Source organism: Blautia coccoides, assembly GCF_034355335.1.
GTDB classification, from domain to species: Bacteria; Bacillota; Clostridia; order Lachnospirales; family Lachnospiraceae; genus Blautia; species Blautia producta.
In genome coordinates, this window is the sequence record NZ_CP136422.1 from 4479070 (window position 1) to 4502287 (window position 23218).

Annotated in this window: 17 protein-coding genes and 2 tRNA genes; 5 read left to right on the forward strand and 14 right to left on the reverse strand. The window is 38.1% G+C overall.

All coding sequences use genetic code 11. The features are described 5' to 3' along the window. Nucleotides 1-110 precede the first annotated feature (110 nt). A complete protein-coding gene (locus BLCOC_RS20165; RefSeq protein WP_242999097.1) occupies nucleotides 111-2048 on the forward strand; it encodes an oxidoreductase in 1938 nt (645 codons plus the stop codon). 185 nt (nucleotides 2049-2233) lie between these two features. Here the strand turns inward: BLCOC_RS20165 and BLCOC_RS20170 are convergent, their stop codons facing one another. The 3 genes from BLCOC_RS20170 to BLCOC_RS20180 form a co-directional block, all read right to left on the reverse strand. Further along, complete coding sequence (locus BLCOC_RS20170; protein WP_029468263.1) at nucleotides 2234-3106, reverse strand: undecaprenyl-diphosphate phosphatase; 873 nt, start codon at nucleotides 3104-3106, stop codon at nucleotides 2234-2236. Between the two features lie 67 nt (nucleotides 3107-3173). Continuing rightward, nucleotides 3174-6371, reverse strand: a complete 3198-nt coding sequence (carB, locus tag BLCOC_RS20175; RefSeq protein WP_018598437.1) for a carbamoyl-phosphate synthase large subunit — start codon at nucleotides 6369-6371, stop codon at nucleotides 3174-3176. Then, a complete protein-coding gene (locus tag BLCOC_RS20180; RefSeq protein ID WP_018598438.1) occupies nucleotides 6371-7444 on the reverse strand; it encodes a carbamoyl phosphate synthase small subunit in 1074 nt (357 codons plus the stop codon). Before BLCOC_RS20180 ends, carB begins: the two co-directional genes overlap by 1 nt. 399 nt (nucleotides 7445-7843) lie before the next feature. On the opposite strand from BLCOC_RS20180, the gene BLCOC_RS20185 reads away from it, so the two are divergent. The 4 genes from BLCOC_RS20185 (at nucleotide 7844) to BLCOC_RS20200 (ending at nucleotide 10225) form a co-directional block, all read left to right on the forward strand. Next, nucleotides 7844-7927 (forward strand) — tRNA-Leu (locus BLCOC_RS20185). A gap of 213 nt (nucleotides 7928-8140) precedes the next feature. Then, a tRNA-Leu gene (locus BLCOC_RS20190) sits at nucleotides 8141-8224 on the forward strand. 172 nt (nucleotides 8225-8396) lie between these two features. Beyond that, nucleotides 8397-9452 (forward strand): DUF6077 domain-containing protein, encoded by a 1056-nt coding sequence (locus BLCOC_RS20195; RefSeq protein ID WP_115623171.1) that lies wholly within the window; start codon nucleotides 8397-8399, stop codon nucleotides 9450-9452. Further along, the gene (locus BLCOC_RS20200; protein WP_018598440.1) at nucleotides 9449-10225 is read left to right on the forward strand and encodes a hypothetical protein; all 777 of its coding nucleotides are present in this window, start codon (nucleotides 9449-9451) and stop codon (nucleotides 10223-10225) included. Before BLCOC_RS20195 ends, BLCOC_RS20200 begins: the two co-directional genes overlap by 4 nt. Nucleotides 10226-10320: 95 nt before the next feature. Here the strand turns inward: BLCOC_RS20200 and BLCOC_RS20205 are convergent, their stop codons facing one another. The 11 genes from BLCOC_RS20205 to BLCOC_RS20255 form a co-directional block, all read right to left on the reverse strand. Beyond that, nucleotides 10321-12219 carry a GBS Bsp-like repeat-containing protein gene (locus BLCOC_RS20205; RefSeq protein WP_115623172.1) on the reverse strand — a complete coding sequence of 633 codons (1899 nt, stop codon included), beginning with the start codon at nucleotides 12217-12219 and terminating at the stop codon, nucleotides 10321-10323. A 369-nt stretch (nucleotides 12220-12588) separates the two neighbouring features. Next, on the reverse strand, nucleotides 12589-13659 hold the full coding sequence (locus BLCOC_RS20210) for an acyltransferase family protein (RefSeq protein WP_115623173.1): 1071 nt from the start codon (nucleotides 13657-13659) through the stop codon (nucleotides 12589-12591). Between the two features lie 21 nt (nucleotides 13660-13680). After that, complete coding sequence (locus tag BLCOC_RS20215; protein ID WP_115623174.1) at nucleotides 13681-14748, reverse strand: NAD-dependent epimerase/dehydratase family protein; 1068 nt, start codon at nucleotides 14746-14748, stop codon at nucleotides 13681-13683. Between the two features lie 10 nt (nucleotides 14749-14758). Then, nucleotides 14759-15538: an IspD/TarI family cytidylyltransferase gene (locus tag BLCOC_RS20220; RefSeq protein ID WP_115623175.1), complete on the reverse strand. Its 780-nt coding sequence runs from the start codon at nucleotides 15536-15538 to the stop codon at nucleotides 14759-14761. 17 nt (nucleotides 15539-15555) lie between these two features. Beyond that, nucleotides 15556-17307, reverse strand: coding sequence for a CDP-glycerol glycerophosphotransferase family protein (locus BLCOC_RS20225; RefSeq protein ID WP_115623176.1), 1752 nt, complete (start codon nucleotides 17305-17307; stop codon nucleotides 15556-15558). Between the two features lie 25 nt (nucleotides 17308-17332). Beyond that, complete coding sequence (locus BLCOC_RS20230) at nucleotides 17333-18073, reverse strand: ABC transporter ATP-binding protein (RefSeq protein WP_115623177.1); 741 nt, start codon at nucleotides 18071-18073, stop codon at nucleotides 17333-17335. 8 nt (nucleotides 18074-18081) lie between these two features. Then, a complete protein-coding gene (locus BLCOC_RS20235; RefSeq protein ID WP_174717621.1) occupies nucleotides 18082-18858 on the reverse strand; it encodes an ABC transporter permease in 777 nt (258 codons plus the stop codon). After that, on the reverse strand, nucleotides 18824-20113 hold the full coding sequence (locus BLCOC_RS20240; protein WP_115623179.1) for a CDP-glycerol glycerophosphotransferase family protein: 1290 nt from the start codon (nucleotides 20111-20113) through the stop codon (nucleotides 18824-18826). The genes BLCOC_RS20235 and BLCOC_RS20240 overlap by 35 nt, the downstream gene beginning before the upstream one ends. A gap of 34 nt (nucleotides 20114-20147) precedes the next feature. Further along, nucleotides 20148-20933, reverse strand: a complete 786-nt coding sequence (locus tag BLCOC_RS20245) for a LicD family protein (RefSeq protein ID WP_115623180.1) — start codon at nucleotides 20931-20933, stop codon at nucleotides 20148-20150. Next, nucleotides 20926-21744 carry a glycosyltransferase gene (locus tag BLCOC_RS20250; RefSeq protein WP_115623181.1) on the reverse strand — a complete coding sequence of 273 codons (819 nt, stop codon included), beginning with the start codon at nucleotides 21742-21744 and terminating at the stop codon, nucleotides 20926-20928. The genes BLCOC_RS20245 and BLCOC_RS20250 overlap by 8 nt, the downstream gene beginning before the upstream one ends. Before the next feature lie 23 nt (nucleotides 21745-21767). Next, on the reverse strand, nucleotides 21768-23129 hold the full coding sequence (locus BLCOC_RS20255; protein ID WP_115623182.1) for a sugar transferase: 1362 nt from the start codon (nucleotides 23127-23129) through the stop codon (nucleotides 21768-21770). Between the last annotated feature and the right edge of the window lie 89 nt (nucleotides 23130-23218).

Genomic DNA, 23218 nt, shown 5'->3' on the forward strand with positions numbered 1-23218 from the left:
CTAACTCTCTCCCGCCAGCCTCCCAGGCTTCGTGCTGGCGGGAGCCATGTGAAAGGAGTCAGTCCTTTATAAAAATATCAGATTTTAAATACCCTCATCTGTTTGCCCCCATTCAGCTAGGCAATGTACTTTTCCGTAACCGAATCTTCGCCTCCCCGACCGGTTACCAGAATCTGAATGGCGACGGCTACCTAAACGACGGCGCTGCGGCCTACTATGGCAGAAAAGCCATGGGAGGCGCTGCCAGCGTTGCCACCTTCGAGGGAATTGTAGACGGGGAGCTGGGAAGAGGCGGGGCAACACATATTGCACTCGACACTCCCAATATAGACCGGGGCATATCAAGGATCGCCTACGGCATCAGCCAATACGGAGCCGTAGCCACTTTAGAGCTGCAGCACACCGGTATGTTCGCCAACCGTGACCTTTCCTTTTTTGGCGCGGAGGCCAAAGGCATCGCCTATGGTCCGGTGGAATGCCAATGCGCGGGCAGAAGGATCCGCCCTATGACAGAAGAGATCATTGAACGTACCATCCAAAAATACATAGATGCTGCCCTTCTTGCGAAGAAATGCGGCTTCGGCATGGTCCTGGTACATGCCGGACACGGATGGATGCTGCACCAGTTCCTGTCCCCCATCACCAATACCAGAAATGACAAATGGGGCGGACCGGACATTGAAAACAGAAGCAGACTTCTGCTCTCCATCGTTGACGGCATTCACAAAGCCTGCGGGGCAGGTTTCCCCGTGGAAGTCCGCATCAGCGGCTCCGAATGCTACGACGGAGGCTATGACATAGAAAATGGTATTGCCATTGCCAAACAGCTTGACGGACACGCGGATCTGATCCATGTCTCCGCAGGTAATCATGAGGTGGAGGAAGTATTTGCCGTCACCCATCCAAGTATGTTTCTGGATGACGGATGCAATGTGCATCTGGCAGCAGAGATCAAGAAACACGTAAACACTCCGGTTGCCACTATCGGCGCGCTCTCAGACCCCGGGCTTATGGAAGAAATCCTGGCTTCGGGAAAAGCTGATGTTGTGGAACTGGGCAGAGAATTACTGGCAGATCCTGATTTTCCAAACAAGATCCGTACAGGACACGAGGACAAAGCGAGAAAATGTATGCGCTGCCTCTCCTGTTTTTCCAGTGAGCTGACAAACGGGGAACCTTACTGTGCCATCAACCCGGAAACCGGCCGTGAACTGGAGCTTAGGTATGCTCCCACCTGTGCGCAGGTAAAGAAAAAAGTTCTGGTAGTCGGCGGAGGCGTAGGCGGTATGCAGGCGGCTCTTACCTGTTCCCAAATGGGACATAGCGTAATTCTCTGTGAAAAAAATGAGCGGCTGGGCGGTGTACTTCGCTGTGAAGAGGACGTCGCCTTTAAGAAAAACCTGGATTACTATTTAAACCAGCAGGCGAAATGTGTTGAGGAAGATAAAAATATAGAAATTCGCCTGCAGACGAAAGTGACGCCAGAATATGCGGAGGACTTAAACGTAGACGTCATCATCGCAGCCCTGGGTGCAAAAGCAGCCCGGCCGCAGGTACCAGGTATAGACAACAATCATGTTTTGTCTGCTCAGGAGGCTTATCCCTTGGCAGAAAAGCTGGGTCCCGGAGTTATCATTCTGGGAGCCGGCCTGGTAGGAATTGAACTCGGACTGCATCTCATACGCTATGGAAAACAGGTTACCATCCTGGAGATGACAGACCATATGAGCGACGGAGGTAATTTCCTCCACATGCTCGGTCTTCATGCGGAGATCAAAAAACGCGGTCTTAAAATCATGTTTAATACCCAGGCTGTTCAGATCACAGACAAAGGGGTTTCCTGCCGAACACCGGGGGGTGACAGATTTTATGAGGCAGACCAGGTAGTCTATGCAGCCGGCCAGAAGCCGCTGAGGGAAGAGACCACAGCTCTTGCTTGCTGCGCACCTGAATTTTACATGCTGGGGGACTGTGTGACCCCGCAGAATATCACGGCAGCTACATCCACTGCCTATATGACAGCCAGAAATATAGGCAGGGATTACTGACATATTGTTTCCCATTTCTCTAATGTCTGTAAAATAGCTTACCCCTATTTTACAGACGACAAAAGGGCATTGCAGCTGCAATGCCCTTTTGTCATATCTCTGTATTACTGTCCGCCCCATACCCGGCAGCACCCATTGCGAGGCACAGACCTGCTGAATGGCTGCATATCTTTCTGTGCTATTGATTAACCGGCAATGGTAAAATAGAGGAGCACGATAACCCCCAGCACGATCCTGTACCAGCCGAACACTTTGAAATCATGCTTCTTAATATATCCCATAAGAAATTTGATCGCCAGAATGGAAACTCCAAAGGAAACTGCCATTCCCACGATCAGTATCATCAGCTCTGCCCCTGTAAAATGCAGACCGAATTTGACCAGCTTCAGCAGACTGGCGCCAAACATGGTTGGAATTGCCAGAAAAAACGTATATTCCGCTGCAACGGTTCTGGAAGCTCCCAGAAGGATTCCGCCGATAATGGTGGCTCCCGAGCGGGAAGTTCCCGGAATCACGGCCAAAAGCTGGAATACACCGATGAGAAGTGCCATCTTCCAGGAAATCTCAGCGATAGAATTTACCGCCGGTTCCCTTTTCTTATTATAATCCTCAATAAGGATAAACAGCACGCCGTACACGATCAGCATAACAGCTACCACAAAATAATTATTAAACTTTTCTTCAATAAAATCATTGAAAGGCAGCGCCACAATGATCGCAGGCAGACAGGACACAACGATCTTAAACCACATGACCATTTTGTCTATCTGCACAAAACGACAGATAAACCCGGCCGTTTTCTCAATCTTTGTCACATTATGATGCTTTGGCTTCCTGTTGTGAAATGGCCACAGGTCCTTAAAATACAGCACCACAACTGCCATGATAGCTCCGAGCTGGATCACCACCATAAACATTTCCCAGAATTGTTTACTCACATCCAGCTTTACAAATTCCTCCACCAGGATCAGATGGCCCGTGCTGCTGATGGGGAGCCATTCTGTAATGCCCTCCACAATTCCAAGAAAAATAACCTTCAGTAATTCAATAAAATCCATTACACCCTCCCTTATGTAAGAAACCGCCGCAAAAAAATCATACGGCGGTTGTCTTTATGTCACATTATTATATAGTCGCAATATCGATCAGTTCCAGTTTCTGGATATCTGTGTTCTCCAGACTGGTCACAAGTGCCTCTGCCGTATCCAGGGCAGTCAGCACATTGACGCCTGTCTCAATGGCATTCCGGCGGATGATAAATCCATCTTTTGCTTTTTCCACACCCTGGGACGGAGTATCGATGACCAGATCGATCTTATGTCCAAGGATAAGATCCATCAGGTTTGGAGACGCCTGCTCAATCTTATTTGTGCGGACAGCCTTCACACCGTTCTCATTCAGAACCTTAGCGGTACTTCTGGTGGCATAGATACGGTATCCCAAAGCCTCAAAACGCCGGGCGATCGGTACGATATCCTGCTTATCCTCATCCCTTACTGTGATGATCATGTTCTTATGCTTCGGCAGATTAATTCCTGCTCCTAAAAACGCCTTGTAGAGTGCTTCATTAAAGGACTCTGCAATGCCCAGACACTCACCCGTAGACTTCATCTCCGGTCCAAGGCTGATGTCAGCCCCCCGGATTTTTTCAAAGGAGAATACCGGCATCTTGATGGCAATGTGCTTTGCCTCCGGCTGCAGACCGGATTTATATCCCAGTTCTTTTAATTTATATCCCAGAATCATTTTTGTGGCCAGCGGTACAATAGGAATCCCTGTCACCTTGCTGATATACGGCACGGTCCGGCTGGAACGAGGATTTACTTCGATAACATACACATCCTCACCGCACACGATAAACTGTATGTTGATCATACCGATAACATGCAGGGATTTTGCCAGTCTCCTGGTGTACTCCTCGATGGTTTTCTTTGCCGTATCGGTGATGGTCCGGGCCGGATATACGGAAATACTGTCGCCGGAATGGATACCCGCACGCTCAATATGCTCCATGATACCCGGGATCAGGATATCCTCTCCATCACATATGGCATCTACCTCGATCTCTTTGCCTTGCAGGTACTTATCTACCAGAATGGGATGTTCCTGTGCGATCCTGTTGATAATGCCGATATACTGGTCCACATCCTCGTCATTGATGGCGATCTGCATACCCTGTCCGCCCAGCACGTAGGAAGGCCGGACCAGTACGGGATAGCCCAGTGTGTTTGCCACACGGATGGCCTCGTCTGCCGTATATACTGTATGCCCCTGAGGTCTCGGAATATGACATTCCTCCAGGATCTTATCGAAAAGCTCTCTGTCCTCCGCAGCATCCACATCCTCGGCGGATGTTCCCAGTATTTTTACACCCATCTTCATCAGAGCTTCTGTCAGCTTAATAGCTGTCTGACCGCCAAACTGCACCACAGCGCCGTCGGGCTTTTCTATATTTACCACATTCTCCACATCCTCCGGAGTCAGCGGTTCAAAATACAGTTTATCTGCAATGTCAAAGTCTGTACTTACCGTCTCAGGATTGTTGTTGATGATGATCGTCTCATAACCCTCTTTTTTGAAAGCCCAGGTACAGTGCACAGAACAGAAGTCAAACTCAATTCCCTGGCCGATACGGATAGGACCGGAACCGAGAACCAGAACTTTTTTCTTCTCCGACTTCCCTTCCGCCTCATTTTCTCCGCCGTAGACAGAGTAATAATACGGTGTGGCAGCCGCAAATTCAGCCGCGCAGGTATCTACCATCTTATACGCTGCCGTGATTCCCCACTCATGGCGCAGTTCCTTGATCTCTTCCTCTTTTTTGCCGGTGAGACGCGCAATGACATTATCCGGAAATTCAATTCTCTTTGCCTCACGGAGCAGGTCCTCTGTAAGCTCCTGTGAGATAAGCGCCTGCTCCATCTCCACAAGGACAGCGATCTTATCAATAAACCACAGATCGATCTTGGTGACAGCATGGATCTCTTCATAGGAAATGCCCCTGCGCACAGCTTCGGCAATCCTCCAGATCCTCATATCGTCCACGATCTTCAGTTCCTCTGTCAGTTCCTCCTCTGACAGTTTTTTGAAGTCATAGGACATAAGGCTGTCCACATGCTGCTCCAGTGAACGGATGGCTTTCATAAGGGCACCCTCGAAGTTATTGCAGATACTCATAACCTCTCCGGTAGCCTTCATCTGTGTGGTAAGTGTCCTCTTTGCGCTGATAAATTTATCAAAAGGCAGACGAGGGATCTTCACAACGCAGTAATCCAGCATAGGCTCGAAACTGGCATAAGTTTTGCCCGTAATGGCATTGGGGATCTCATCCAGGGTATAGCCCAGAGCAATCTTGGCTGCCACCTTGGCGATTGGATATCCGGTTGCCTTGGAGGCCAGCGCAGAGGAACGTGACACACGGGGATTTACCTCAATGACACAGTATTCAAAGCTGTCGGGATTCAGAGCATACTGTACATTACAGCCGCCGGTGATCCCCAGCTCTGTAATAATATTTAAGGCCGAGGTACGCAGCATCTGATATTCCTTGTCACCCAGTGTCTGGGACGGCGCCACAACGATACTGTCACCTGTATGCACGCCCACAGGGTCTATATTTTCCATATTACATACGGTGATGCAGTTGCCCGCACCGTCGCGCATAACCTCATACTCAATCTCTTTCCATCCGGCAATACAGCGCTCAACCAGTACCTCACCCACACGTGAGAGGCGAAGGCCGTTTTCCAGGATTTCCACAAGCTGCGCCTCATCATAGGCAATGCCGCCGCCGCTTCCGCCCAAGGTATAGGCAGGACGGAGAACCACAGGATATCCGATCGTCTTTGTAAACGCAATACCATCTTCCACGGTCTTCACCACCAAAGACGCAGCGACCGGCTCACCGATCTTTTCCATGGTATCTTTAAATTCCTGACGGTCCTCAGCCTTCTTGATGGTCTCAGAAGTGGTGCCGATCAAGCGCACATTCTGCTCCTTTAAAAAGCCTCTCTCCTCCAGCTCCATAGCCAGATTCAGTCCGGCCTGACCACCCAAAGTGGGCAGTACGCTGTCGGGCTTTTCTTTTATGATAAGCTGCTCCACCACTTCCACAGTCAGAGGTTCAATATAAACCTTATCCGCAATATCCTTATCTGTCATAATGGTGGCTGGATTGGAGTTCAGAAGTACAACCTCGATTCCTTCTTCCTTTAAAGAGCGGCACGCCTGTGTTCCCGCATAGTCAAACTCTGCTGCCTGTCCGATGATGATCGGACCGGAGCCGATCACAAGCACTTTTTTAATATCCTGAATCTTCGGCATTATTCGCTCACCTCCATCATTTTCATAAACCTGTCAAACAGATATCCGGAATCCTGGGGTCCAGGACATGCCTCCGGATGGAACTGTACGGTAAATATATTCTTACCTGTATATTTCAATCCCTCGTTCGTCTTATCATTGACATTCTCAAATGCCGGCACTGCCACCTGAGGGTTCAAGGTGTCCGTATCTACCATATATCCATGGTTCTGTGATGAAATATATACCCTGCCTGTCTCCAGGTCCTTTACGGGGTGATTTCCGCCTCTGTGGCCGTATTTCATCTTTCTGGTATCCGCGCCTGTTGCCAATGCCATAAGCTGATGACCAAGACAGATGGCAAATATGGGAACCTGTGAATCATAAAGCTTTTTGATTTCTTCTATAATAGAAGTACACTCTTTCGGATCCCCGGGTCCGTTGGACAGCATAATGCCGTCAGGATCATCTCTGAGGATCTCCTCCGCTTTGGTAAATGCCGGATATACGGTAACCTGACATCCGCGCTCATTCAGAGAACGGGCAATATTGTCTTTTGCGCCGAAGTCCATAAGCGCCACTTTAGGACCGCTGCCTTTCAGCACCTTTTTCTCCTCACATGTCACGCGCTCCACTACTCTGCCGGTGGTATATGCCTTTAATTTCGGAAGAACCTCTTCCAGTTTATAATCCGCATTGGTGGTGATCATGCCGTTCATGGTACCTTTTTCCCTCAAAATCTTAGTAAGGGCTCTGGTATCAATCCCTGCGATCCCAGGAATGTCATATCTCTTCAAAAAATTCTGTATGGTATCTTCACATCGGAAGTTGCTTGGGATACGGGATAATTCCCTGACAATGTAGCCATCCGGCCACGGTCTTAAGGATTCCTGGTCTTCATGGCAAATGCCATAATTACCAATCAAAGGATATGTCATGCAGACTGCCTGTCCGGCGTAAGAAGGATCTGTAAGAACTTCAAGATAACCTGTCATCGAGGTATTAAAGACGATTTCGCTGATAATTTCTTTCTTCGACCCTATGCTGGTCCCGGTAAAGACGGTGCCGTCTTCCAGTATTAAAAATGCTTTCATGCTTTCACCTGTCTTCCTTTCTATAGCGTACTGTTAATGGTTCCCCAAATTTTCCCCAAATTGTAAAAAGTGTATCACAACATTTATTGTTTTTCAACCTTTTTTTCTTGTTTTTTCGCGGTTTTTTCACAGTGCTGGTGATCCCCGATCTGAAATGCTGTTTATGTATTAGTCATTTCCTTATTGTGATAGGAATATTTACTGTTTTTATTCCGGAGGAGATTTTGTCCTTTTCCGGACACACAGAAAAGCCGTAAGGAATGGATCAATAGTAATAATATGTCGAAAAAATAAATTGCGTTAATTTTTTTAAAAACTTTGAAAATTACTGTTGACATTTCCTGTAAAATCATGTAATATATGTCTTGTGCTTGAGAGAGCACAAACTTAATAGAAGATGCAGGAGTGGCGGAATTGGCAGACGCGCAGGCTTCAGGTGCCTGTGGTAGCAATATCGTGTGGGTTCAAGTCCCATCTCCTGCATCCTTTTTTTGTCTTTTTACAGTGTTTTCTGCCGGGTAAATCCGGTAACCGTTGAATTGCGTTTTATACGGATGGTCAGAAATTACCGGAAATTTAGACAGATTCTATATGGATGATAAATTTCTTGGTTTTTCTAAAAAAAGTATTGACTTTCTTCTCTAAATCGTGTAATATATCACTTGTGTTCGAGAGAACATCAACTTAATAGTAGATGCAGGAGTGGCGGAATTGGCAGACGCGCAGGCTTCAGGTGCCTGTGGTAGCAATATCGTGTGGGTTCAAGTCCCATCTCCTGCATCCTTTTTTTGTAATTTAATCTCTTTATCGGAACGAATCTCCGTTAAAGAGATTTTTTTATATGCATGAAATTTCCAGTCAAATCAGAGGAATACCTTGACTTAAACTTTAAAATTATATACTATTAAAGAACTAGATAAGCTGTCCCCAAATAAATTTTCAGGAGGCATTTATGAACTACATTAAGACCTTATTTCTAATTCTTTTTTTTACTCTGGCTATATATTTTTTAGGGATTTTGGGAAGAAAAAAAAGTGAAGTTTTTTCTTTAGCAGAGATTCTTTTAAACGGGCTGCTAAGATTATTTGCAAGTTTTGAAGTAATTGTCCTTCCGTTTATTTTTTTACGAATCAAATTTTCATACTTCTTTTATTTTTATTGTGCCTTACTGACTGTTGTTATTATTTTTTCCATAATAAGATATGCCAGATACAGTTATAAATTTATTGGAAAGGAAGTACGCAAATTTATTTCCATATTGGACCTTCCATTAATTGCTGCAATAATTATGATTATATTTCAGATGTCTATGCTCGCATTTTATATGCATCTTGATGCAGATGATGCCATGTACGTTGCAACCGCTGCTACAACTTTAAAAACCGATACCATGTATCAATATGCTGCAGATACCGGTATCCCGTTAACCACCATGCCATCACGATATATATTATCCCCCTTTCCTATTTTTACAGCCTTTTTGGGTAAACTGTTTTTTATCCATCCCACAATAATAGCACATACCATTCTAGCGCCGCTTATGACGGGTTTTGCATATTTAGTCTATTATTTAATGGGATCTCTTATTTTCAAGAAAAAAAAGGGCACGATCGGCATCTTTTTATTAATATTGAGTGTATTTCAAATATTTGGATATTTTACAGTTTACTCTTCTTCCACTTTTATTTTGATCCGCTCATGGCAGGGAAAAGCCGTACTTGCAGGCGTTCTCATACCTGCAGCATTATATTTTTTAATGAAAGAATGTCAAACAAAAGCACCCTATAAATGGCCGTTAAGCCCTTCATTATTTTTAGTATTAGCAGCAAGCCTTGTCTCCTCAATGGGTATAATGCTGATTCCTACCCTTCTGGGTTTATCTGCTATTTTATATTGTATCTATAATAAATCTTTAGAACCATTGATCAAATGTATTATCAGCTGTTTACCAGGGATTTGCTTAATGATAATATATTTGTTAATGAAATACGGGAGATTTTGTCCATGAATGAGATTATGGAAATAACACAAAAAATGCTCTGGCTCTATACCGGTGATTGTTGGTATTTTCTTATTTTTTTAGTATGCGCAGGCTATTTATTTTCCAAAAATAAAGCCCACTCTGAGATAATGTTTGTAAACCATTATATGATCGGATTCAGTATTATTTATATATGCCCTGTTACAGCTAAAATCATTATGGATTATTGTATAGGAAAATCCGTATACTGGAGAATGTTCTGGCTTTTACCTATGGCAATGATCGTGGCTCTTGCAGTTACATTTATTGCTACTGAAATAAACAGCAGAGTGTATAAAAGTTTATTTATTTTTGCAATCCTTCTGTTGCTGATTTTCAGCGGTAATTTTATGTACCGCAAGGATGTATTTACCAAAAGTGTAAACTCCTATAAACTGCCTGAAGATATTTTCACAATATGTGATATGTTAGAAGAGCATGCGGAAAATGATAAGGTAACGGCTGTTTTTCCCACCGAATTTTTGCCATATGTCAGGCAATATGATGCTAATATTTATCTTCCCTATGGCAGAAGAGTCGAAACAGAAACCAAGCCGTCTAGTGATGCCAGAAAATTATTTGATGTAATGAATCAGCCAGATAAATCAGCGGAAGAATTGACACAGCTATCAAAGAAAAACGGATGCCAATATATTGTGGTCAGCAAAGATGACGCAGTCAATAATACTCTCTCTGATGGTGACTTTAAAGCAATCGCTGATTCCGGCAACTATATTATCTACTTCGATACCGCCGATTAATATGTACAGCCACAGGGCTTTTCCTATCATAATGTATAACACTAAAGGGGCTGCCGGTCAAAACCGGATTTCAGCCCCTTTAATATCTCAAATTACTATCTTGTTATTTCACCTGTTGATTCTGCAAATAAATGTGGCTCCCCTTCCATATCTAACGTATAGATATGGATATTATATTCTGATACTTTGTAACCGAAATCTGCTGCCCAGACCTTAGTAACATAAGAGCCGTCTGTCTGTAATTCTGCTTCATACCACTTCAGATCACTCTGATCTTCCTCCGCCCATACGGCACAGCGCAGAGCCTGAACATTTGTATCTGTTGGCAGATTTCTTACGATAACCTCATATTTTCCGGTCCTGAAATCGTATGGGGTCACTTCAATTTCCGTCGGTATCACTTCCGGAACTTCAGCTATTTCTTCTTCTGCATCAGCTTCAGCTATTATCTTCTCTTCCGGTACTATGATATCTTCCGTAAGCTTTTCCATTAATTTTGACTTTTTATCCAGTTCAATATCTATGGTGTCTTTATCATATTTTTCTAGTAAGGTCGCTTCTGAAGAGAATAAATTTGTTCCAAGACCCAGCCGGTTACCTTCAATGACTGCGCCCAGACTTGCCAGTGTGGTTGGAAAATTATCAAAGGTAGAGTATTGCCTATAAGTATCTCCCTTGGCCTCAACCGCTGAGTTTATGTATGTGGTGAATACTTTTCTAATGTAGTTCTCATCCACATCCTCACAAAAATCACTATCCATAGTAGGATGATCTCCGGATATCACAATAGTTGTATTTTCGTAAAAATCCTGTTCTTGTACCCACTTCACAAATTCGCTTACCTGTTTACTTGAGCAAGCCATAACATTAGCATATTGGTCGCTCCCATAGGTATCCTGACAATCCTCGCATAGATACCCATCTTCAAAATGAGTATCAACTGTTAAAATTGTCATATTAAAGGGCTCTTCTAAAGAACTGATTTCCAGCAAGTGCTCTTTCGCAAATTCAAAAAGTTTCTTATCCTCATACCCCCAAAATACATGGTAATCCTCAGGTATTTGCCCATTATCTTTACTATAATAATAGTCATAAATATTGTAATTCCCATGCTGGGTATAAAATGATTTCCTACCGCCAAAATTCGCATCAGAACCCAGAAGCAGATTTTGAGAATATCCATTTTCCTGAAGAATATCACCTATAGCAGTCAAACCCGGCATAAAATTTTCCTGCTTGTTCATTGAATTGCCTTCTATTGGAATCATTAATGGTAAACCGGTACTCTGTGCAAACATGGCCGCGACAGTCCATCCAGTACCGTTTAATGATATCCCCCCATTTAATATCTTTTGACCGCCGGAGAAATTTTCATTGGCAATTGACAATTCCGTGAGTTCTGGTATGACGTTTTTCATAAAAGCTCCGCCTTGCTTTTCATCAGCATAAGTATTTTCCATGGACTCCAGATAAATATAAATCAGATTTCTCTTTTGCTCCGGAAATTTAATATCAACAGATTTAGGATCTATATAATTATCATCGATAAACGTGGAATACGTGCTTCTGTTACTTGCATAGGCTTTAATATCAAGCCTGCTCCACATATAGTTTATAGAAGTACCTGCCACGACCACAGATATGACCGCAGAGAATAATAGTATAAGTCCCCTTTTCTTTTTAACAATTTTATAGACAATTCCCACCAACAGAATTATCCCTATGGATACAAGAACACAGGATAATATATAGCTGATAATTATCCCACTATCTGTGCCCTGCAGAGGCGATTGAATGTGGAACATTAATTCATTCATAGTGAGTCCTGTCCAGGTTCTAAACATCCAGGAAATACTGGTGGCTATCAATAAAGAAAGAAAAGCAATCAGATATCCTATGATAATCCCTGCAAATTTTATGACTTTCTTGTGTACTGTAAACTTTGCATTTCCATTTTTAGATGGGTCTTGTTTTATCTCTTCTTTTGTATCCATACTACGCTCCAAAATATTTGCATATATTTTTTTACTGTTTTTAATATAAATCCTTCCTTATACAAGATAACATAATTCGACAAGTGATTGCAATATAATTATTAAGGAATCTTTAGATAATTGTTATGTCTGTATTTCACAAAATATAACAAAAACAATCAGGCTGCAGAATTTTATCTGCGGCCTGATTGTATCGTCCGATTGATTAGTCTTTCTTTTACATTATTGCTTTGAATCTGTACTCTCCTTTATTCTTCTTTTACTTCTTCTATAAGCAATTCTGTATATTTGTTTAGCATAAATGGACGCTCACAAGCATAAACAATTAATGCTATGCAAAAACACATTTTAGTTGATCCGTATAATTTTTCAAATATGAAAACCTTTCACTACTCTCCTAATAATACTTTGTACTTTTACAAAAATATAAGTCACCATACAACTAATGATAATAATTATAAAATAGTTTAACAATCCATATTTATTTAACCGTATTCCATTAATATTATAATCAAAACCACATTTTCTAAAAAATGTCCTAATCCAAATATGGACAATATATAATTCTAAAGAATATTTTCCAGCTATTTGTAAAATATTAGAACTGCCAGAGCGATGCTGTTTCTGATTTTTTTCTATGTATTCAAAAAAGAATATACATATAAAACATAACACCAAAGTCAATGCACAATACCAATATCTGACTGTCATACCGCCAATATGATACTCATATGTAAACATTCTATAACTATATCCTAAAAAAAGCGCTGCTATTTCACCATAAGTAACTTTTTTATTGAATTTAGCAAAATATCCACATAAAACGCCTATAATAAATATAGGTATCCTTGTTAACGCTATTTCTACTTTACTATAATAATCCGGAAAGATAAGTTTAATGCTTATATTAAATATAACAACTAATCCTATAGTTATCCAAGCTCTTCTTATTTCTGAATTTACTTGTCTGCTATTACCAAAAATCCACTTATATATGAACGGAAATACTAAGTATAGAGGTATAAGGAGTCCAAAGTACCAAAGTCTCGTATACCCCTCAACCCAGAAAGAAATTAATGTTATATTTTTAACAAATGCTGAAAAGCTTCTATAGATAAGCAAATCTTGTCCAATCCAAAAAGGAAGTGAAATTAGAAGATATGGAAAAATGACTCTAACAATTCTTCTTCTATAAAATCTTTTCATGTCAGGATTCTTACTATACGAATAATAAAGCCCTAAACCTGAAAGAAAAAGGAATATTTCTACGCCTCCTCTTCCTTTCTCCAAAACAAAGTTAATAATTTCTAATGGCTCTGGTAATATCATTCCAATTTCATTTCCATGATACAGCATGATCCAAATAATAGCAATCCCCATCAGCTTAGTTCTGTATTTACTTAGAAGTCCCCAATGAAATTCCTCAATACACTTTTTCATTTGCTTTTACCATATACACACTTATTTTTTATCAAATTCCATACTCTTTATTAGTCTGACATACATCTCCTCTAAATCCGTTGTAGGTGACCAGCCTAACGATTTTAGTTTTGTATTATCCAAACGTATTATCATTTCTGGATTATATCCCAACTCAGCAACATCTTCTGGTATATCGTATACCACCTTTACTGCATGGTCCGATGAAAGTCGGGATACTAACTCAGCCATTTCTTTTATAGAAATAGCTGTATTCATGTTTGTAATATTATAAGCTTCCCCAGCTTTACCCCTGGTCAGCAAACATACTATAGCTGTTATAGCATCCTTTGTATAACAATAGCTTCTGACCGTTCTCCCTGCTGTATGTAATACTATATTACGCTTCTCTATAACACACCTTGCAAATTCTGCAAAGACTCTACTGTCTTCATAAGAAACAGCAGCTCCAAAAGTTTGTGATAATCTTGCAACCAAAACCGGTACTTTATATTCTTTCGCATATGATGCACATAGACATTCAGCCATTCTTTTTCCTTCTGAGTAACTGCTGCGTACCTGCATTGGATCTAGATATCCATAATCCTTTTCTGTAATATAATCCATTTTTTCATCAGGTGTACCATACACTTCTAGTGAAGATAAATACACCATCTTTTTTATATTTTTTTCTTTTGCTATTTCTAAGATATTCTTTGTCCCGTGCAATGCTGTAAGAATTGTTTCCACTGGATTGGAAACAAAATATCTCGAACTCGTAGCACTGGCACCGTGAATAATATAATCAATCTGATTAGAAATTTCAATTTTTTCATTTATATCACAGATATAGACATCTACTTTTCCTTCATCAACAAGTCCCTTAAACAAATCATCTGCCTTCTTTTTATTTCTTGCTAATGCAATAATTTTTATATTTTTATTACAGATATTATTATGAAATACTATAGACTGGATAATCTGATAACCTATCATACCTGTTGCACCAGTGACAAGAATTGTACTTCCATCATCTATTTCTTTTAAAAAAACACTATTGGCAACATCGCATAAATCTTTATATAATATTGGATTCTTTATATTTTCCATAAATATACCTCTAATCTTCTCCCTCATGCACCATATTTTTCATACGTGCATCAATATAATCTGTCAATCCCAAACCAAAAGCCTGTTCATTTTCTTTATATTGAAGCAACGCACGAAACATATATACATCCTCTGGAGTTGTCACTTTAATATTCCCCCTATTTCCCATTACCATGTGCGCATCCATATTCTGGCTTTTTATAATCGTACAAGCATCTACCATATTCTCATACCCATTTGATGAATTTCTTATTATTTCATGGGCATTTAAGATATCCTTAAGATAAAAACTCTGAGGTGCCTGCGCAGCATAAGTCTCCTTTCTATAAGGAACTTTATCTACATTTTCTCCATTTTTACTTAATAAAATAGTCTCATAACAAGGTGTACATGTAATAGCATTTCCATGCTCTTTAACGCTTTTAATATTCTTTGAAATAACATCATAAGCTACAAAAGGACGTACACCATCATGTAAGAGTACAATTGAATCCTCTGGATTTTCTTGCCCAGCTTTTTTTAACGCAATATATATAGAATCCTGGGCTGTTTCTCCCCCATGCATTATCCCTGCTACTTTAGTTAATTGATACTCCTTTACCAATCCATCCATATAAGGAATGTACTCTTCCAAAACAGATATGTAGATTTTATCTATTTTTTTGTGATATTGAAAAAGCTGCAGTGTATGAATAATAATCGGTTTTCCATTTACCTCTAAAAACTGTTTTGGTATACCAGCTCCCATTCTTACACCACTTCCACCAGCAAAAATAATTGCTATATTCATATCTTAATTTTCCTTTCCTACAATTGATTTTCCAACAAAGGCTGGGAAAAATCCAGTTCATTCATTCTAATAATTCGCTGTTGCACTGCACAAATCTCTTGTTTTATCTCCTCCGGGATTTTGTCCAGAACAATCCAATCGATCACTCTATCTGATGCATGACTGTCAATAAAATCAAAATGCTCTGATACATATTTCTCTACTTTTTCATATTCAAAACTTTTTTTACTGAACGCTTCCATCAACTCTAAAAAACTATAACATACCTTTCCCGGAGCAGACTCTTCGTATGGTCGATGAAATCCCCTTGAAAAGGAATACTGAATCTTGTCATACGCAAAAAACAACATTGGCTTTTTCATTAACGAATATTCAAATATATTAGATGAATAATCTGTTATCAATAAATCTGTAATATAAAACAAGTCATTTATATTGGGGTATAAATTAACATCTATAAATTTATCTCTAAATCCTTCCTGTATGGGTACAGGCTCACTAACCCATGGATGCATTTTAAATAAAACTACATACTCTGTGCCACATAACTCATAAAACTTTTCAAAATCTATTAATTCATATGGATAATATGCCTCTTTTTTATTTTTTCCTCTATATGTTGGTGCAAACAAAACCACTTTTTTCCCAGTACATATCGGATATCTCTTGTACAAATCTTCCGTTATCTTTTTGCGGTAATTCTCATCCAGATATTCGTCCATTCTAGGCATTCCTGTGGGAAGAACGCATTCATCATTAATTCCCCAAACTTCAGAAAAAAATGGAGCGATACTTTTTGATCCGGCAATGCCATAAGTATATTGTCTGTGACAACTCTGTGGGCTTGGACAGCCTTTATGTCCCCATCTGCTATATCCAGAGGATTTAAACCCAGCACCCGCATGCCATAATTGAATCACTTTTACATTATCGTCTAATTTCAACCAATCTAAGACCGGAGCATGATCATCTAAAAAAACCATTCCGCTTTTTGACAATTTATATATCAAATTTATCCAACTTCTATATGTCTGTGGTTCTGCAGCTGCAGCTCTAGCTGAAAACAATATACAATACTCTTTATCCATTCCACGTTGCCGCATTTTTTCTGCTACTGCTTTCAAATTTGACTTAATAGACTCGCTTTGTTCCGTCATAAATAATATTGTATTTTTTCTTTTTCCTCTATTAACCAAAGAAAAAAGTTTATACAAGTTTCGCAAAAAAACTCTGCTGCTTCCTAAATATCTTTTCAAACATTTGTATGGGCTACAATATATATAGTAGTCCTTATTTGAAGGAAATTCCTCTCTGCTTTCTGTCGCCTGAAGGATATGCATTCTAAAAGGCAAACTATTTTCATCGTCCTCAATATAAAATTTAATCGTATAAACTTTATGACCATTTGCATATTCAAAATTTCTTGATTTTTCTTGCATATTGATCGGATATTTGAAATCTGCTGCGCATTCTGCTAAAACTTCCTCCCCTTTGCAGGCTAATAGCCTATAAGTTCCTATAGGTAAGCAGCGTCTTTCACCATTATTGGTAATATTCAGACATAACTGGTAACGACTTTCTTTTATATGACAAATTTTCAGCCTTGCTTTAGCCATTCCTATTCCATTTACTGCGTAAAATTCTAATTGCCTCCAATCAATTAAGTCATCTTTAAATTTAATTTCTATATCAAAATGAACGAAAATCCTTTCCCATTGAATATCAATCAGTTTAACGGCCAATAACTTTTCATCTATTCTGTATAACATTATTTTATTCCTTCGTTATCTTTTTCTATTTATCTATCATGTCCTGATATTGCTGTGAAATCTCCTCAATATCTCCCATAGCAACAAGATGACCCTGCTCTAAGATCATTGCCTTATTGCAGATCCTTTTGACCTGATCTAAAGAGTGGGATACGAATAAAACCGCTGTTTCACCATCCATCATACTCATTAATTTTCCTTCACTTTTTTTTCTAAATTTTGCATCCCCTACAGAAAGTACTTCATCCAAAATCAAAATATCGGGATCCATAATAGTAGCAATGGAAAAACCAAGTTTACTCTTCATACCAGATGAATAATTTTTTAAAGGTACATCAATAAATTTTTGAAGTCCGGAAAACTCCACAATCTCTTCATATTTCTGATCTATGAATTTTTTGCTATATCCTAAAACAGCGCCATATAAATATATATTTTCCCTACCAGTATATTGAGGCTCAAATCCTGCACCTAATTCTAATAATGGTACAATCTTACCTTTAACTTTTACTGTGCCTTCTGTAGCTTTAAAAACACCTGCTATTATTTTAAGTAAAGTACTTTTCCCTGCCCCATTAAGCCCTAATATACCAATACGATCCCCTTTTGACACACTAAAGCTGACATTTTGCAGCGCCCAAAAACTATCCTTCCTCAACTGGCCTTTTAGCATCTTTATAAAATATTCTTTTAAATGATCCACCTTTTCTTTACTTAAATTAAACTGCATACTAACATTATCTACAACCAATATCTCTTTTTTCATTTTCTCACCTACACGTGTAATATAAATTGATCCTGTTTCTTATAAAAAGCTATATTTCCTATAATTAATGCAATCACGCTTACAATAGCAGCATAAACTAGCAGCTTTGTATTCATTGGCTGACCTAAAATGGCATCTCGAAAATTTTGAATAATGCAATATAGTGGATTTAACTTCAGTATCCATGAAAAACCACTATTCATTATTTTTTCAGGATAATAAAAAATAGCACATGTATACATTATTAACATTAAAATCACTTCCCATAAATATTCCATATCTCTAAAAAATACAGTTACTGTTGCTAATATCATGCCTACACCATACGTTAGTATTGGAAGCAATATTAATGGGAAAATAATTTGTAATACATGCCAGGTCGGTTTCACCCCACAGTAAATTCCTAAAACAATAAGTACTAATAAGGATATCAAAAAAATAATATAATTAAATAAAATACAGGAAAGAGGATACAAATACTTTGGTACATATACCTTACAAATCATTTTAGAATTCGCACGTATTGATCTGGCAGCAGTCTTTGTAGCCTGTGAAAAAAATGTATATAATAACCTTCCACATAATATATACATTGGAAAATCTCTGCTATTGTTTCCGAATAATGTACCAAATACTATAGTAAGAACACAAGTTGTCAACAAAGGCTCCAGTAATGACCAGCAGACACCTAAATAAGATCTCCTATATTTTAATTTCACGCCTTTCTTTACTAATTCCGATAATAAAAATCTACGATTCCAAAATGTTTTTAGATATTTCTTCATTTTTTTCATTCCTCACTAATCGTTTTATTAACCCCTCTAGTCTTTCTGCAGCATGTCCATCTTCTACAGACCCCTTATCATTAAGAAATTGCTTAACTCTTTTTTCATATACCTTTTCATCGAAACGATCTATATTTTCACAAAGCTGCTTATTATTTTCTGCAACCATAAAAGGGGTTTCCTTTAATGGATAATACAGACCTCTTATTTCATTATACATATCACTATCTGTTGTATATATAAACCCAGGCCTGCCTGTTAATAGAAAATCAAATATACAGCTAGAGTAATCTGTGATCACCGTATCCGCCGCTGCAAGAAGTTCCTGTATATCAGGATAATTTGTTGCATTAATACCAATCTTCATTTGATTTTCCCGAAATTCAGCTTTTGGATGGTATCTGACAACAAATTCCCAATTATCCCCAAAACGTTCTTCTAATTTTCCCACTACCATTTCCGAATCTAAATATTCTCCCTCATATTGGCCATTATCACGAAATGTAGGAACATATAAAACCATTTTACTTTCAAAAGAAATACCCAATTCTTTTTTGACTTTTTTTATAATACTATCATATTTCGTAAAAAATATATCATTTCTGGGATGTCCATATTCCTTTATATTTTTTACATTCCAAAATGCCCGTTTATAAATCCTTGTCTCAAAATCACTATTTGAAATCCAAAAATCAGTCAAATCTGCATTTTTTTTTGCAAGATATTCCCAGTTTCTATCTATTACCAGATTCCGACAGTCACCTTCAATTTTTTTAATACCAAAAGAACCATGCCACAGTTGAATATAAATCTGACCCTCTTTCTTTTGAAGCCCTTTATTCAGATATGCGACCAAATGATAATTACAAATCCAGATACCCGCAGTTGCATACTCCATAAATGCTTCTTCTGACATATATTCAACCAGTCTAATATTAGGGGGAAAATAGTTTGTATTACTGGCAACATCCTTTACAACCCAAACTAATTCATATTTATTGGGGTTTTTTAATAACTGCTCTACAACATACTTACAATTACATCCATATCCCATTCCCATATAATTATCAAAAATAATTTTATTTTTTTGTATTGGGATATCTCCCCATTTCCTCTGATATCTTTTTTGTAAAGAAAATCTAATATTAATTTTTGTATTTTTTATTCGATAAATCTTATAATCATTCTCGATAGTATACTGAACGAATATTTTAATTATTTTCTTTATTACTATTAGTAATCTTTTCTTATTCATCTATTATACTCCAGCATAATTTTATACACACATTTTAAAGTTTACAATATAGATAAGAATCATGCTGTGGCTTTCTATATTGATTATCCGGTAATTTTTTCCAATCACCATACAACTGTGTCAAATATTCGTCCTGCATAGAAGGTGCCCAAAATTCCGAGATCCCGAACTTTACTTTTTGCAATGGTATCAGCCAATCTTTTGGCATAATCTCTCTTGAATAACCAGCTACCCCAAATAAACTACAAACATTATTACTTTTTTCAGTATTCCATTTGGTAATATAATTTTTACAAAACCTTATTATAATCTTCCACATTTTTTCAGGAATAATTTTCAGCAAGATTTTTGAACTATCGCGTGCAAACTTTCCTTTATTTTTTACAGGCAGATGATAAATACCCAGATAATAAATAAGTGACAGATATTTTTGTAGCATACGCTGAATTTTACTATACGGTACTCCGTCTATAGGATGTATATCGATTTTTGGCGCATGAATACGCAACTCTGTAATCTTGAAATCGTAGAGATGTCCAATTGGCGCTTCCGGTAATATTTTCTTTTCTACCGGCGAGTAATCCATATCTTTTAATTTATTATTATTTGATTCCATGAATGCTTCCATTTTTTCAAAGTCGTCACGAAACATAGCCACGTCAATGTCATCATCCCATGGAATAAATCCATGATGGCGGAAAGCGCCTAAAGCACTTCCTCCTACAAGAAAAAATTTAATATTATGTTCTTCACAAAATCTCTGAAATTCTATCAGCATTTCCAAAAGATGTTCCTGATATTTCTTTAAACTATTATCCATTTCTTTTTCTCAACATTTTTATATAAACTAACTTACGAATTGTATTTGGCACTAAGGTTATCAAAATTGTAATACCACATGCCTTTATATATTCCCATGGTTTTAACAGTCCTATCTTTCTCTGTATTTGTCTCAAAATCAAATATCTCTGACAATACGCAATGCCCCCACGTCTGTTATACAAGTCATCGGATACACGGGCTTTAACTAATACCTTCTGTATGTTATAAAATTTATATCCTTTTACAAGCATTCTGGACCATAAATTGTAATCCTCTAAATATGGAAAATTTCTGTAATTTCCTGCATTCAATACATCTGCTTTTCTGAACATAGCAGTCATATGATTTATTGGATTTCTATATTTAGCATACTTCCAAATTTCCTTTTGCGTCTCCGGCATATTTTTTACTTGTGAAATAATTCCCCTATCATTAAACTCCCGCATCAGTCCACCACAAACCGATATCTGCGGATTATTCTCCATAAAATCCATCTGGATCCTAAAACGTTCTGGTTCTGCAATATCATCCGTATCCATACGTGCCACTAATTCATATCTGCTCAATTCCACGCCTTTTCTCAAAGCCAATCCTAGACCTTTATTTTTATCAAACTTATAAACTCTCATATTTGGCAAAACCTTCAGATACTCTTCTATTACCAAATACAATTCTTTTGTAAGAACTCCATCTTCTATGAGAATTATCTCGTCCGGCTCCACCGTCTGTAGTCTGATACTCTCCAAAGACATTTTTAAATATTCCGGTTTTTCTTTTCTATAAACAGATAGTAAAACAGAAAACTGCATTTAATTTAACCTCTATCCTTTAGCTATACATTTTTATCATGTAAATCTTCTTTACTTTCAACACCTTCTGTACTTTCTTTCATCAACATTATTTTGGGCGTTAATATCATCAACTTAAAATCCAGCCAGATAGAATAATTTCTAATATAAGTAAGATCAAGTTTCAATTTATCATATGAAGTAGTATTATACTTACCATATATCTGGGCATACCCCGTCAACCCAGCTTTAACTTTCAACCTATAGCAAAACTCCGGTAATTCTTTTTCGATCCTCTGAGCAAGTTCTGGTCTTTCTGGTCGGGGACCAACAAAAGACATATCCCCTTTCAGAATATTATAAATTTGTGGTAATTCATCCAATCTAGTTCTTCTTAAAATCTTGCCAACTCTTAGTATTCTCTCATCTTCTTTTCCCGCCAGTCGCGGACCGCTTTTCTTTTCTGCATTCTGTATCATTGTCCGAAACTTATATATTTCAAATACTTTTCCACAATATGTTAATCGCTTCTGTTTATAAAAAACCGGTCCTCTATCGTCCAGTTTAATACATACAGCTATTATCAAAAATAAAGGTAATGTTATAATAACAGCAATACATGATAATACTATATCCACTAATCTTTTTATAATCATTTGTTCAATTAACAATCCATCATTTTTCGACAATAGCAGCGGTGTATCAAAAAGTGTAAGTTGCTCTGAACTCCGAAGTAATACATCTGATATCTTAGGAACACTATAAGTTCTCACATTTTTATCAAAGCATACTTTTAATATTAGATTTCTTTCATGGGATGGCATATCACCTATTATAATTCCATCATACTTATCAATTTCTGGTATTATATTTTGTATCCCACTCTTATAGCTGATTGACTTGTCAATTCTATATTTATCCATTCTCAAATTCATTTTTTCCATTAAATAATAATCTGAACGTCTTCCTGAAATCAAAAGCATATTTCTAGGCGGAAATATATGTATATATATCCTTTGATAAATAAGACTCCATATTATTATGATTATAATCTGTACAATTGTTATTCCGATGATAGAAAATGGATTGAAAAACTTTTTTGCAAGAACTGATATCTGAAAATACGTAAATGTATTTGTAAAAACAACAGATAACAGCTGTGAAAATATCAATTTACCTTTTTCCTGCAGCCCAACTGTAAAACCACCATACATCTTCATCATAAAAAACAGAATGACAATATATAAAAAAATCATCATCCAATTGCCTCTGCGAAAAAAAGGCAAACGTATTATTGTATTAAAATAATTAATCCAAGTATAACCATAAATACCTGAAACTACCGTAACTAAAACTGCTGAAAAAAGCAATCTGACTAAACGTTTAAACTTTTCTTGAATCTTCATAGAATTAATCTCCCGTTAACAGATGCTACCAAATTGTAATGTGGTAAATATTTCTGTAAAATAACTATAATATTCTTGTAAAGTATATC

Bases quoted from the DNA above. Each gene is read 5' to 3' on its own strand.
- BLCOC_RS20170 (WP_029468263.1), bottom strand. From the start codon at position 3,106: ATGGATTTTATTGAATTACTGAAGGTTATTTTTCTTGGAATTGTGGAG.
- carB (WP_018598437.1), bottom strand. From the start codon at position 6,371: ATGCCGAAGATTCAGGATATTAAAAAAGTGCTTGTGATCGGCTCCGGT.
- BLCOC_RS20180 (WP_018598438.1), bottom strand. From the start codon at position 7,444: ATGAAAGCATTTTTAATACTGGAAGACGGCACCGTCTTTACCGGGACC.
- BLCOC_RS20195 (WP_115623171.1), top strand. From the start codon at position 8,397: ATGAACTACATTAAGACCTTATTTCTAATTCTTTTTTTTACTCTGGCT.
- BLCOC_RS20200 (WP_018598440.1), top strand. From the start codon at position 9,449: ATGAATGAGATTATGGAAATAACACAAAAAATGCTCTGGCTCTATACC.
- BLCOC_RS20205 (WP_115623172.1), bottom strand. From the start codon at position 12,219: ATGGATACAAAAGAAGAGATAAAACAAGACCCATCTAAAAATGGAAAT.
- BLCOC_RS20210 (WP_115623173.1), bottom strand. From the start codon at position 13,659: ATGAAAAAGTGTATTGAGGAATTTCATTGGGGACTTCTAAGTAAATAC.
- BLCOC_RS20215 (WP_115623174.1), bottom strand. From the start codon at position 14,748: ATGGAAAATATAAAGAATCCAATATTATATAAAGATTTATGCGATGTT.
- BLCOC_RS20220 (WP_115623175.1), bottom strand. From the start codon at position 15,538: ATGAATATAGCAATTATTTTTGCTGGTGGAAGTGGTGTAAGAATGGGA.
- BLCOC_RS20225 (WP_115623176.1), bottom strand. From the start codon at position 17,307: ATGTTATACAGAATAGATGAAAAGTTATTGGCCGTTAAACTGATTGAT.
- BLCOC_RS20230 (WP_115623177.1), bottom strand. From the start codon at position 18,073: ATGAAAAAAGAGATATTGGTTGTAGATAATGTTAGTATGCAGTTTAAT.
- BLCOC_RS20235 (WP_174717621.1), bottom strand. From the start codon at position 18,858: ATGAAGAAATATCTAAAAACATTTTGGAATCGTAGATTTTTATTATCG.
- BLCOC_RS20240 (WP_115623179.1), bottom strand. From the start codon at position 20,113: ATGAATAAGAAAAGATTACTAATAGTAATAAAGAAAATAATTAAAATA.
- BLCOC_RS20245 (WP_115623180.1), bottom strand. From the start codon at position 20,933: ATGGATAATAGTTTAAAGAAATATCAGGAACATCTTTTGGAAATGCTG.
- BLCOC_RS20250 (WP_115623181.1), bottom strand. From the start codon at position 21,744: ATGCAGTTTTCTGTTTTACTATCTGTTTATAGAAAAGAAAAACCGGAA.
- BLCOC_RS20255 (WP_115623182.1), bottom strand. From the start codon at position 23,129: ATGAAGATTCAAGAAAAGTTTAAACGTTTAGTCAGATTGCTTTTTTCA.